Annotated in this window: 13 protein-coding genes; 11 read left to right on the top strand and 2 right to left on the bottom strand. The window is 73.3% G+C overall.

The genetic code is table 11. The features are described 5' to 3' along the window. Positions 1-106: 106 nt before the first annotated feature. On the bottom strand, positions 107-514 hold the full coding sequence (locus tag IEY30_RS06325) for a MarR family winged helix-turn-helix transcriptional regulator (protein WP_156035442.1): 408 nt from the start codon (positions 512-514) through the stop codon (positions 107-109). A gap of 292 nt (positions 515-806) precedes the next feature. Between IEY30_RS06325 and IEY30_RS06330 the strand changes: the two genes are divergently transcribed. The 8 genes from IEY30_RS06330 (at position 807) to IEY30_RS06365 (ending at position 9,880) form a co-directional block, all read left to right on the top strand. Beyond that, positions 807-2,603 (top strand): thiamine pyrophosphate-requiring protein, encoded by a 1,797-nt coding sequence (locus IEY30_RS06330; protein ID WP_030201086.1) that lies wholly within the window; start codon positions 807-809, stop codon positions 2,601-2,603. Position 2,604: 1 nt separating this feature from the next. Continuing rightward, on the top strand, positions 2,605-3,111 hold the full coding sequence (locus IEY30_RS06335) for a hypothetical protein (RefSeq protein ID WP_052358807.1): 507 nt from the start codon (positions 2,605-2,607) through the stop codon (positions 3,109-3,111). Then, complete coding sequence (locus tag IEY30_RS06340; RefSeq protein ID WP_052358809.1) at positions 3,111-3,860, top strand: gluconate 2-dehydrogenase subunit 3 family protein; 750 nt, start codon at positions 3,111-3,113, stop codon at positions 3,858-3,860. Before IEY30_RS06335 ends, IEY30_RS06340 begins: the two co-directional genes overlap by 1 nt. Next, positions 3,857-5,545 carry a GMC family oxidoreductase gene (locus tag IEY30_RS06345; RefSeq protein ID WP_052358811.1) on the top strand — a complete coding sequence of 563 codons (1,689 nt, stop codon included), beginning with the start codon at positions 3,857-3,859 and terminating at the stop codon, positions 5,543-5,545. Before IEY30_RS06340 ends, IEY30_RS06345 begins: the two co-directional genes overlap by 4 nt. Beyond that, complete coding sequence (locus tag IEY30_RS06350) at positions 5,542-6,666, top strand: enolase C-terminal domain-like protein (RefSeq protein WP_030201100.1); 1,125 nt, start codon at positions 5,542-5,544, stop codon at positions 6,664-6,666. Before IEY30_RS06345 ends, IEY30_RS06350 begins: the two co-directional genes overlap by 4 nt. Next, complete coding sequence (locus tag IEY30_RS06355; RefSeq protein WP_030201103.1) at positions 6,663-8,429, top strand: glycoside hydrolase family 15 protein; 1,767 nt, start codon at positions 6,663-6,665, stop codon at positions 8,427-8,429. The genes IEY30_RS06350 and IEY30_RS06355 overlap by 4 nt, the downstream gene beginning before the upstream one ends. A gap of 63 nt (positions 8,430-8,492) precedes the next feature. Continuing rightward, entirely contained in the window at positions 8,493-9,515 is a 1,023-nt protein-coding gene (locus IEY30_RS06360; RefSeq protein WP_030201106.1) for an SDR family oxidoreductase, read from the top strand. After that, a complete protein-coding gene (locus IEY30_RS06365; RefSeq protein WP_052358814.1) occupies positions 9,512-9,880 on the top strand; it encodes a hypothetical protein in 369 nt (122 codons plus the stop codon). Before IEY30_RS06360 ends, IEY30_RS06365 begins: the two co-directional genes overlap by 4 nt. Here the strand turns inward: IEY30_RS06365 and IEY30_RS06370 are convergent. Then, positions 9,868-10,116, bottom strand: a complete 249-nt coding sequence (locus IEY30_RS06370) for a DUF2630 family protein (protein WP_030201113.1) — start codon at positions 10,114-10,116, stop codon at positions 9,868-9,870. The genes IEY30_RS06365 and IEY30_RS06370 overlap by 13 nt on opposite strands. A gap of 52 nt (positions 10,117-10,168) precedes the next feature. On the opposite strand from IEY30_RS06370, the gene IEY30_RS06375 reads away from it, so the two are divergent. From IEY30_RS06375 to IEY30_RS06385, 3 genes are all read left to right on the top strand, one after another. Further along, positions 10,169-10,876, top strand: coding sequence for an alpha/beta fold hydrolase (locus IEY30_RS06375; RefSeq protein WP_030201115.1), 708 nt, complete (start codon positions 10,169-10,171; stop codon positions 10,874-10,876). Continuing rightward, a complete protein-coding gene (locus tag IEY30_RS06380; RefSeq protein ID WP_030201119.1) occupies positions 10,873-11,058 on the top strand; it encodes a hypothetical protein in 186 nt (61 codons plus the stop codon). Before IEY30_RS06375 ends, IEY30_RS06380 begins: the two co-directional genes overlap by 4 nt. Positions 11,059-11,134: 76 nt before the next feature. Continuing rightward, positions 11,135-11,833, top strand: a complete 699-nt coding sequence (locus IEY30_RS06385) for a hypothetical protein (RefSeq protein ID WP_030201121.1) — start codon at positions 11,135-11,137, stop codon at positions 11,831-11,833. Positions 11,834-11,879: the final 46 nt, after the last annotated feature.

The raw sequence follows: 11,879 nt of genomic DNA on the forward strand, positions 1-11,879 counted from the left end.
GTCGGCGTTTTCACCTCGACCGGCGTGGGAGTCAGCGGGGGGTCGAGGTGATGGCGGGCGGCATGCAGCCGGCGCTCTCACCTCGAACCGGAGTGAGCTGACGCTGCTAGCTGCGCCAGCCGAGGGCCCACAGGTCGTGGGCGTCCAGACCGTCGGCAGCCTGCGCGAACCGGCCCAACGCGCTCACGAGGGTGCGACGGTCCTCCGGCGTCATCCGGGCCAGGATCGGGCGGACCTGCTCGGCCCGATCCCGCATGACCTCCTCGACGACCTCGTGCCCGGCGGGGGTGAGCCGCAGCACGAGCTGGCGGCGGTTGCCGGGGTCGTCGGCGCGGTCGACGAGGCCGCGGGTCACGAGGCGGTCGCACACCCGGCTCGCGCGGGTGAGGTGGATGCCAACCGCGTCGGCGAGGGCGCCCAGGGAGAGGGGCGGGCCGCTCGAGAGGACCACCAGGATGCGGAGGTGGAGCAGGTCGGTCACCTCGGACGCGGCCGCCATGGACCGGGCGGTCACCGCCACGAGGACACGACAGGCAGCGAGAACTGCGTCGACCTCGTCCTCTCCGGGTAGGCGACTGTCGGCAGGCTCGATGCGGGGACGGGATGGCACCGCACCAGTCTCTCGCGCAACACTTGCAATCTGCAACAGTTGCGCGTAGGAAGGAATTGAGATCTTCGTCGGGCGCCGCTGGCGGGGGACTCGCAGGACGTGAGCCGCGGATCGGCTCCACCGAGTGCGAGGCGGCCCACGCGGTCGTCGCCCGAATCCGGTCCACGGCTCGTCGACGACGACGAAGGAGATCGAGATGGCCCAGCAGGTTGCCGACGTGGTTCTCTCCCGGCTGCGCGACTGGGGTGTGCGTCAGGTGTTCGGCTTCCCCGGTGACGGGATCAACGGACTGCTCGCCGCCTGGGGGCGGGCCGACGACGACCCGCAGTTCGTCCAGGCCCGCCACGAGGAGATGGCCGCCTTCGAGGCCGTGGGCTACGCGAAGTTCTCCGGTGAGGTCGGGGTCTGCGCCGCGACGAGCGGCCCGGGCGCGATCCACCTGCTCAACGGGCTCTACGACGCCAAGCTCGACCACGTGCCGGTCGTGGCCATCGTCGGCCAGACGGCCCGCAGCGCGATGGGTGGGTCGTACCAGCAGGAGGTCGACCTGATGACGCTCTTCAAGGACGTCTGCTCCGACTACGTGCAGATGTGCACCGTCCCCGAGCAGCTGCCCAACCTCATCGACCGCGCCATCCGGATCGCGCAGGCCCGCAGCGCGCCGACCTGCATCATCTTCCCGTCCGACGTGCTCGAGCTCGAGTACACCCCGCCCGGCCACGCCTTCAAGATGGTGCCCTCGAGCGTCGGCACCGCTCGGGCCACCGCCTGCCCCGACGACGAGGCCGTGCGCCGCACCGCGGACCTGCTCAACGCGGGCCAGAAGGTGGCCATGCTCGTCGGGCAAGGGGCCCGCGGCTGCGAGGCGGAGCTGACCGAGGTGGCCGACCTCCTGGGAGCCGGCGCGGCCAAGGCGCTGCTCGGCAAGGACGTGCTGCCCGACACCCTGCCCTGGGTCACCGGCTCCATCGGCCTGCTCGGCACCACCGCCTCGTACGACCTCATGATGGGCTGCGACACGCTGCTCACCGTCGGGTCCAACTTCCCCTACACCCAGTTCATGCCGCCGCTCGACCAGGCCCGGGCTGTGCAGATCGACCGCTCCGAGGCCTGGATCGGCATGCGCTACCCGTACGAGCTCAACCTCGTCGGCGACGCCAAGGCCACGCTCCGGGCCCTCATCCCGCTCCTGCACCGCAAGGAGGACCGCTCCTGGCGCGAGGAGATCGAGGGCAACGTCGACGACTGGTGGCAGACCGTCGACACCTGGGCGATGAACGACGCCGACCCGGTCAACCCGATGCGGATCTTCTCCGAGCTCTCGAGCCGCCTGCCCGGGAACGCCATGGTCGCCGCCGACTCCGGCAGCGCTGCGAACTGGTACGCCCGCAACCTGCGCTTCCACGGCGACATCCTCGGCTCCCTCTCCGGGACGCTCGCCACGATGGGGCCGGGCGTCCCCTACGCCATTGGAGCGAAGTGGGCCCACCCGGACCGCCCGGCGATCGCCCTCGTCGGCGACGGCGCGATGCAGATGAACGGCATGGCCGAGCTCATCACCGTCGCCCACTACTGGGAGCAGTGGGCCGACCCTCGGCTCGTCGTCGCGGTCCTGCACAACAACGACCTCAACCAGGTGACGTGGGAGATGCGCGCCATGGAGGGCTCGCCGAAGTTCGCCGAGTCCCAGACGCTCCCCGACGTGGACTACGCCGGCTTCGCCCGCAGCCTCGGGCTCGTCGGGGTCAACATCGACCACCCCGACCAGCTCGGGCCGGCCTGGGACGCCGCCCTGGCGGCCGACCGCCCCACGGTGCTCGACGTGCGCTGCGACCCCGACGTGCCGCCGATCCCGCCGCACGCCACGATGGAGCAGGCCAAGGCCACCGCCGCCGCAGTGCTCCATGGCGACGAGGACCGTTGGGGGTTCATCAAGCAGGGCGTCAAGATGAAGGCCCAGCAGGTCGTGCCCGGGCTCAAGGGGGGTGAATGACGTGGCACGGCACGCGTCCCGGAGCGACACCTGGCTCGAGCGCGCCGTCTCCGACGTGCGGACCGGGCGATTCGAGCAGACCCTCGCGGGCCTCACGGCTGCCGGCGCGGGCATCACGACCGCCGAGATCTACCTGGCCCACGACGGTGCCAGCTTCGGCAACAAGCTGATGTGGTGGCCGGTCGTGATCCTCCCGGCAGCCGTGCCGGCGGGCATGGCCGGCGTCTTCTCCAAGCGCGCCGCCCACACGGTGCTGCCCGTCGCCTCCGCGCTCATCGTGGCCAACGGGCTGCAGGGCACGTGGCTGCACTGGCGCGGCGTCGCCCAGCGCCCCGGTGGCGTCACGCGCTACAACCTCGAGGCCGGCCCACCGCTCTTCGCCCCGCTGCTCGCCACCGTCGTCGGTGGCATGGGCCTGCTCGCCGCCGTGCTGCGGCGCGAGGACGAGACCCCGCGCCGCGCCACGGCACGCGCGTCCCGCACCCTCCGCTGGGGGAGGCGCCGCTGATGCCGTTCCGGCCCCCGCACCGCCATGGCGTCACGCCGCAGGGCCGCGGCCGGTTCCCCGGCTTCGACGTGCTCGACTCGGTCGACGCCTGGGACGACGTGACGGCCGGGGTCGTCCTCCGCCGCCTCGCGCACCCCGCCGACCTCGCGTTCTTCACGCCGCACGAGGTCTCCGTCGCGGCGCCCCTGCTCGACCTGCTCCTCGACCAGGACGAGGAGCCCCGCGTTCCGGTGCTCGAGCTGCTCGACGAGCGCCTGGCCGTGGGGGAGACCGACGGCTGGCACTACGACGACCTGCCCGAGGACGGGGAGGCGTGGCGGCGCACCCTCGCATGGCTCGACGACGACGCGGCGGAGCGCTTCGACGGCGCCCGCTTCGCCGAGCTCGACGCCGGCCGGCAGGCCGCGCTCGCGCAGGACGTGCAGACCCGCTCCTCGGAGGGGCAGAAGTGGCACGGCGTGTCCGCCGAGCGAGTGTGGAGCCTGTGGACGCGGTATGCGTGCACGGCCTTCTACTCCCACCCGTGGGCCTGGAACGAGATCGGCTTCCCAGGCCCCGCCTACCCCCGCGGCTACCTCAACGTCGGCGTGGGCGCCCGGGACCACTGGGAGGTGGCCGACTCCGTCGACCGGCGCCCCACCCCCTTCGCTGAGCGCGTCGAGTCGGCGCGACGTGAGCACGCCGCCCTGGTCGAGCGCCACCACCGAGCCCACCTCCGGGCCCACCACCGAGAAGGAGGTACGCGTTGAGCCGGCTCCAGAGTCCCCGGAGCGAGCGCGAGCTGCGCGCCCGCAACGACTCCGCCTGGCTGCTGCCGACGGACGGCAGCCGCACGAACCACCGCCTCCGCGACGACATGCGCCGGTTCGACGACGCCGACGAGGTGGACCTCGTCGTCGTGGGTGCCGGCGCGGGCGGCAGCGTCCTGACCCAGCGCCTCGCCCGGGCCGGCTGGCGCGTGGTGTGCCTCGACGCCGGCCCCTTCTGGGACCCCGATGCCGACTGGGTCTCGGACGAGCGGGGCTCGCACACCCTCTACTGGACCGACCCGCGACAGATCGGCGGCAGCGACCCGGTGCCGATGGGCTCGAACAACTCCGGCCGCGGCGTCGGCGGGTCGATGGTCCACTACGCCGGCTACACCCCGCGCTTCCACCCGAGCGACTTCTCGGTGCTCAGCGACGACGGCGTCGGCGCCGACTGGCCGATCGCGTACACCGACCTGCGTCCCTTCTACGAGGCGATCGAGCAGGAGCTTCCGGTCGCCGGGCAGGACTGGCCCTGGGGCGACCCGCACTCCTACCCGCACTCGCCGCACCCGGTGGGCGGCAACGGTGAGATCTTCCAGCGGGGAGCGCTCGCCGCCGGCATCGAGACCCGCGTCGGCCCGGTGGCCATCGCCAACGGACGCTTCGGGCACCGCTCGCACTGCATCTACCGCGGCTTCTGCCTGCAGGGCTGCAAGGTGAACGCCAAGGCGAGCCCGCTCATCACGCACGTGCCGGACGCCCTCGCCCATGGCGCCGAGATCCGCCCCGACAGCATGGTCACGCGGGTCGTCGTCGATGACGAGTCCGGTCGCGCGACCGGGGTCACCTACCTGCGCCGCGGGCGCGAGCACTTCCAGCGGGCCCGGGCCGTCGCGGTCGCCGGCTACTCCATCGAGACCCCGCGCCTGCTCCTGCTGTCGCCCACCGAGCGGTATGCCGCTGGGCTGGGCAACGACACCGACCAGCTCGGGCGCTACCTCATGGTCCAGGGCGCGCCGCAGACCTCGGGCCGGTTCGAGGACGAGATCCGCGCCTACAAGGCCCCGCCGCCGGAGGTCTCCTCCGAGCAGTTCTACGAGACCGACCCGACAAAGCCCTACCGTCGCGGCTGGTCGATCCAGAACGTCAGCCCGCTACCCATCACGTGGGCCGAACACGTTGTGGCACAAGGCCACTGGGGCGCCCCGCTGCGGGAGTACCTCCGCGACTTCGTGCACTGGGCGACCATCGGCGCGCTCTGCGAGTTCCTGCCGCAGCCGGCCAACCGCGTCACCCTCGCGGACGAGAAGGACCGGCACGGGCTGCCGATCGCGCACTTCTCCTACTCCCAGTGCGACAACGACCGCATGCTCACCCAGGCTGCGACCGAGTCGATGGAGGCGATCCTCAAGGCGGCCGGCGCCAGCGAGGTCATGACGATCGACCGCTACGCCCACCTCGTCGGCGGCGCCCGGATGGCAGCCCGCGCCGAGGACGGCGTCGTCGACGCCGACCACCGCGTCTTCGGGATCCCCAACCTCTACGTCGTCGACGGCAGCGTGCTGCCCACGCAGGGGTCGGCCAACCCCGCCCTGACGATCATGGCACTCGCCGCCCGGGCCGCCGACCGCCTTGCGGCGCAAGCGCGCCGCGGGTTGACCGAGCAGCAGGCGGTGCGGGCATGAGCGCGCAACGGAACGACACGGCATACGCTCGCGACGACAGCGCCATCACGGGGGTCGAGACGGCCGTCTATCGCTTCCCGACCCCCGAGCCGGAGGCCGACGGCACGTTCGAGTGGCACGCGACGACCGCCGTCACCGTCACGCTCGAGGCGGGCGGACAGAGCGGCGTCGGCTGGAGCTACTCGAGCCGCGCCGCCGCCGCGGTCGTCGAGGACGAGCTGGCGCCGCACGTCCTCGGCCGCAGCGCCCTCGACGTCACGGACGGGTGGTCAGCGATGCGCCGGGCCGTCCGCAACCTCAGCGGCACCGGCCTGGCCATGCAGGCGATCAGCGCCGTGGACGTCGCGTGGTGGGATCTCAAGGCGCGACTGCTCGACGTGTCGCTCAGCGAGCTGCTCGGCAGCTGTCGCGACGACGTACCCGTCTACGGCTCAGGCGGATTCACGACTCTGGACGACGCGCAGCTCGCCGCCCAGATCGAGGGCTGGGCCGAGGCCGGCTGCACGGCGATGAAGATCAAGATCGGCGAGAGCTGGGGCGCCGACCCCGACCGCGACCTGCAGCGCACGCGGCAGCTGCGCCGCCTGGCCCCAGAGGGCACTCGGCTCATGGTCGATGCCAACGGCGGCTACACCGTCGGCGAGGCGATCCGCGTCGGAGACCGGCTCGATGACGTCGGCGTCGTGTGGTTCGAGGAGCCGGTCTCCAGCGACGACACTGCCGGTTTGGCCTCCGTCCGCGAGGCGCTCGCGTGCGACGTGGCCGCGGGGGAGTACGCCGCGACCCCCGACGACGTCACGGCGCTGCTCCCCGTCGTCGACTGCCTCCAGCTCGACGCCACCCGCTGCGGCGGCTACACCGGCTGGCTGCGCGGCGCGACCCAGGCCGAGGCGGCCCACCTGCAGGTGTCGGCCCACTGCGCCCCCTCGCTGCACGCGGTCGTCGCGGCCGGGGTGCCCAACCTGCGGCACGTCGAGTGGTTCGTCGACCACGCCCGGCTCGAGCCCCAGCTGCTCGACGGCGTCCCCGAGGTGAGCGACGGCGCCCTGCACCCGCGGCACGACGCGTCGGGGCACGGCATGACAGTGAGCGGGGGTGCGGACCAGTGGCGGGTCGCGTGAAGCTGCCGGCAGGGCTGCCGCTGCACGTCCTGCGGGAGTATGCCGTCCTGGCCGACGGGGAGCGCGCCGCCCTCGTCGGGCCGCGCGGTGAGATCGCCTGGCTGTGCGCGCCGCAGTGGCACGACGACCCCGTCTTCGGCTCGCTCATCGGCGGCCACGGGACGTATGCCGTCACCCCGCTCGACGAGCGCTACGTCTGGGGCGGCTACTACGAGCCGGGCAGCCTCGTCTGGCGCGGTCGGTGGACCGCCGACGACCGGGCCATGGAGTGCCGCCAGGCGCTCGCCTTCCCCGGCGACAAGGACCACCTCGTGCTGCTGCACCGGATCGAGGCGGTCCAGGGCGACGCGCACTTCGCCGCGATCCTCTCGCTGGCCGCAGGCTTCGGCGCCGACCCGATGGTCGACGTGCACCGCTCGGGCGGCGTCTGGACCGCGCGCGCCGGGCAGCACGTCGCCCGGTGGACCGGCGCCGGCGACGCCCACTGGGTGACCTCCGAGAACCGCCTCGAGCTGGTCATCGAGCTGCGCGAGGGCGAGACCCACGACCTCGTCCTCGAGGTCGCCCGCGACCGCCTGCCCGAGCAGCCACCGGACCCCAACGCGACGTGGTCGGCGACGCTGAGCTCGTGGGCCGACGCGGTGCCGAGCTTCGAGCAGACCATCGCGCCCACCGACGCCCGCCAGTCGTATGCCGTGCTCCGTGGCCTGACGAGCGCCGCTGGTGGCATGGTGGCGGCCGCCACGATGTCGCTGCCCGAGCACGGTGGACGCAGCCGCAACTACGACTACCGCTACGCGTGGATCCGCGACCAGTGCTACGCCGGCCAGGCTGTCGCCGCCTGCGGCCCCCACCCGCTCCTCGGGTCCGCGGTCAGCTTCGTGTCGGGCGCCCTGCTCGAGCACGGGAACGACCTGCGCCCGGCCTACACCGTCGACGGCGGGCTCGTCCCGGACGAGCGGCAGCTCGACCTGCCGGGCTACCCCGGCGGCAAGGACGTCGTCGGCAACTGGGTCAACGAGCAGTTCCAGCTCGACACGCTCGGTGAGTCGCTCCTGCTCTTCGCCGCCGCCGAGCGCCACGACATGCTCGACCTCGACGGGTGGCGAGCCGTGGAGACGTGCATCGACGTCATGCGGAAGCGATGGAAGAAGCCGGACGCCGGCATCTGGGAGCTCGACGACCGCCGGTGGGCGCACTCGCGTCTCATCTGCGCCGCCGGCCTGCGGGCGGTCGCTGCGGTGGCGCCGACCGCGCAGGCCGCCGAGTGGGCCGGCTTCGCCGACACCATCGTGGCCGACGCGACGTCCGACTGCCTGCACCCGAGCGGTCGCTGGCAGCAGAGCCCGCAGGACGAGCGGGTCGACGCCTCGCTGCTGCTCGCAGCCGTTCGGGGTGCGGTGCCGCCGGAGGACCCGCGCAGCATCGCGACCCTCACGGCGGTCCGCGACGAGCTGGCCGACGAGGGCTACCTCTACCGGTTCCGGCACGACGAGCGACCCCTCGCCGAGGCCGAGGGGGTCTTCCTGCTCTGCGGCTTCCACATGGCGCTCGCCACGCACCAGCAGGGCCACCGGGCCGAGGCGCTGCGCTGGTTCGAGCGCGGCCGCGCGGCCTGCACCACCCCGGGCCTGTTCACCGAGGAGTTCGACGTCCGCCAGCGCCAGCTGCGCGGCAACCTCCCGCAGGCCTTCGTCCACGCCGGGCTGCTCGAGGCGAGCGCCCGGCTCGCCGACGGCCCCGGCACCCACCTGCACACCTGACCGTCCCAGACGGGTACGGAAGCCACCAGTCCGTCCCGATCCCCATCGAGGAGAGGAAACTCCATGAACGACGCACGGACGCACCAGAACCAGGTCGTGGCCGTCACGGGCGCCAGCGGCGGCATCGGTCGCGCGACCGCCGTCGCCTTCGGGCAGCGCGGTGCCAGGGTGGCGCTGCTCGCCCGCGGCGCTGCGGGACTGGAGGCGGCCGCCGACGAGGTGCGCGCGGCCGGGGGCCAGCCGCTGGTCGTCGAGGTGGACGTGGCCGACGCCGACGCCGTGACCGCCGCCGTCGACACCGTCGAGCGCGAGCTCGGTCCGGTCGACGTGTGGGTCAACGTGGCCTTCACCTCGGTCTTCGCACCGTTCGAGCAGATCGAGCCCGAGGAGTACCGCCGTGTCACCGAGGTCTCCTACCTCGGCTACGTCTACGCGACGATGGCGATCCTGCCCCGGATGAAGGAGCGCGGCCACGGCACGATCGTACAGGTCGGCTCGGCGCTCGCCTATCGCGGCATCCCGCTGCAGACCGCCTACTGCGGCGCCAAGCACGCCATCCAGGGCTTCCACGAGGCGCTGCGGTGCGAGCTGCTCCATGAGAAGAGCCCCGTGCACGTGACGATGGTGCAGATGCCGGCCGTCAACACGCCGCAGTTCCAGTGGGTGCGTTCACGCCTGCCGAAGAAACCGCAGCCCGTGCCGCCGATCTACGAGCCGCACGTGGCCGCGAGCGCGATCGTGCATGCGGCCGACCATCCGAAGCGTCGGGAGTACTGGGTGGGCGGCAGCACGGTGGGCACGCTCGCGGCCAATGCCATCGCCCCGGGGTTGCTCGACCGCTACCTGGCCCGCACCGGCTTCTCCTCGCAGCAGACCGACGAGCCGAGCGACCCGGACCGTCCCGACAACCTCGACAGCCCCGCCGACGAGCACCGCGACTACGGCACGCGCGGCCCCTTCGCCGAGCGGTCCACCGACCGGGCCCCCCAGCTCTGGGCCTCCCAGCACCACGGGCTGCTCGGAGCGGTGGGCGGCCTGGCTGTCGCCGCCCTCGCCGCCGGCGTCGGCGCCCGGCGCTCGCGGTGACTCGGCGGCACCTGACGCTGACGGCGCCCATCGCCCTCGAGGTCGGGAGGGCGGCATACGGCCTCGTCGGTCTCGTGGCGCCGGCGCGGATCGCCGCGCTGGAGCTGGGACGGGTCCCCGGCCGGGGGACCGTCACGGTGGCGCGGATCCTCGGCGCCCGGCACCTGGCGCAGGCGGTCGCGGTGCTCGCCACCGGTGGCCCCGAGGCGCACCGCCTCGGCGGCGGCGTCGACGCCCTGCACGCGGCGAGCATGGTGCCGTGGGCGGCGGCCGCACGCTCCGAACGGCGCTACTACGTCACGAGTGGTGTCGTCGCCGCGGCGCTGGCGCTGCTCGAGTGGCGGGCGTCGCGTCAGCCCGTGTAGCCCTCGACGGTGCGCTCGGAGCGGACCTCGGCGTCGTCCGGGTTCTGGCCGAACTCGCGCTTGGCCCGCCGCTGGCGCAGCAGGTCCCAGCACTGGTCGAGCTCGACCTCGACGGTGCGCAGTCGCGCGTGCTCCTCGTCGACGCTGATCTCGCCGGCCTGGAGCGAGGAGCGCAGCCGGTGCTCCTCGTCGATGAGCGAGGTGATGCGGTCCGAGATGGTGGTGTCGTCAGCCATGCGGTCACCTTCGCACGGGACCGCGGCGGCGTCGAGGGCTATGATGTGGACAGTGACCACATTCGCTCTCGTCCCCGGCGCCGGTGGCGCTGCCTGGTACTGGCACCGTGTCCTCCCCCTCCTGGAGCAGGAAGGCCACGAGGCCGTCGCGGTCGACCTGCCGGGCGACGACCCGGACGCCGGCCTGCCGGAGTATGCCGGTCTCGTCGTCGACGCGGTCGCCGGCCGTCACGACGTGGTGGTCGTCGCGCAGTCGATGGGCGGCTTCACGGCGCCCATGGTGGCGGCCCGGCGCCCGGTCTCCGCGATCGTGCTGCTCAACGCCATGGTCCCGCTGCCGGGGGAGACGGCCGGCCACTGGTGGGGCGCCGTGGGCTCGGAGGAGGTGCGGCTGGCGGCGGCCCGGGCAGGTGGCTACACCGAGGAGGTCGACCTCGACACGTACTTCCTCCACGACGTCGACCCTGCTGTCGCCGCGACAGGGGAGGCGCACCAGCGCCCCGAGGTCGACCGCGCCTTCGAGACGCCCTGCGACATCAGTGCCTGGCCCGAGGTGCCCACCCGCGCCGTCGCGGGCGCGGACGACCGCTTCTTCCCCGTGGCGCTGCAGCGCCGCGTCGCCCGCGAGCGTCTCGGGCTCGGCCTCGACGTCGTCCCCGGCGGGCACCTCGCTGCGCTGTCGCACCCGGCCGAGCTCACGGCATACCTCTGCAAGGCGTTGCCACCGTCGGCGGCCGTGCGAGACGAGCAGCCCACGTGACCGCGGACGCCCGACCACTGGGCTCCGAGCCGGACCGCGTCGCGACCTGGTCCGAGGACGACGAGATCGTCTTCGAGCGCTTCACCGTCGTCTGGCCGCCGAAGCGCGCCGACCTCCAGGACCGGCGCTTGCGCAGACCTTGCGCGATTCCTGCGGGCCTCCCGCGCCCTTCCCTCGGCTGACCTTTCGACGGGCTGGACACACTGGGGGAGCACCCTGCCGGTGCCGTCACGCAGTCGCCGCACCCGAGGACCGCCCATGCCCACCCGCGCCCCGTCCGGCACCGTCCAGCTCGGCGTCGCTGCCGTCGTCCTCGCCGGGACCGTCACCGTGGGGCTCGGTGCGTATGTCGTCACCTCCGGACCCGACGCCGCGCAGCCGGTGCGTGTGGCCGCTTCCGTGGCCGCCCCGCCCTCGTCGGCCTCGTCGGCATCGTCGGTCCCGGCGCTGCCGTCCGGCGTGCTTGTCGGCGACTCCGTCTCGACCGGCCTGCGCCCGCTGACCCGGGAGCTGTCCGGCGTCGTGGCGGGCAGGCAGTCGTGGGTGCGCATCCCGTGGACGACCGACGTCCCGGTCTGCTCGGTGGCCGTCACGGTGTCCTCGGCCGGCGCGGCGGTGGGCTACCCCAACATCAGCGGGTCCTCCTCGTTCTACCGGCAGGACCGTCTCGCGGCTTCGGGGCGTGACTTCACGGCGGTGCGCTTCTACGTGCCGGCGTGGTCGTCCGCGTCGTCCGTCACCGCCGACGTGACTGCCAGCTACGTCTTGACCGCGAAGGGCTCGGGTGCCGCGTTGCCGAAGGCGTGCACGGGGACGCCCGTGACGCGCACCTACCGGGTCACGCTGCCCGTGGGGTCGGCGGCGACAGCGGCCTCGCCCGCTGCGGGTTCGACGGGTGCCGCCGAGACGCTGGCCGCGCGAGGTGACGTGGACGCCCGCTCCGCCGGCTCGCTCTGACCCCGCTCCCGAAACGCTCCCCGGGAGGCGGGAGGGCGCGACACTG

The organism is Terrabacter tumescens (genome assembly GCF_014646815.1).
In the GTDB taxonomy this organism is placed as follows: domain Bacteria; phylum Actinomycetota; class Actinomycetes; order Actinomycetales; family Dermatophilaceae; genus Terrabacter; species Terrabacter tumescens.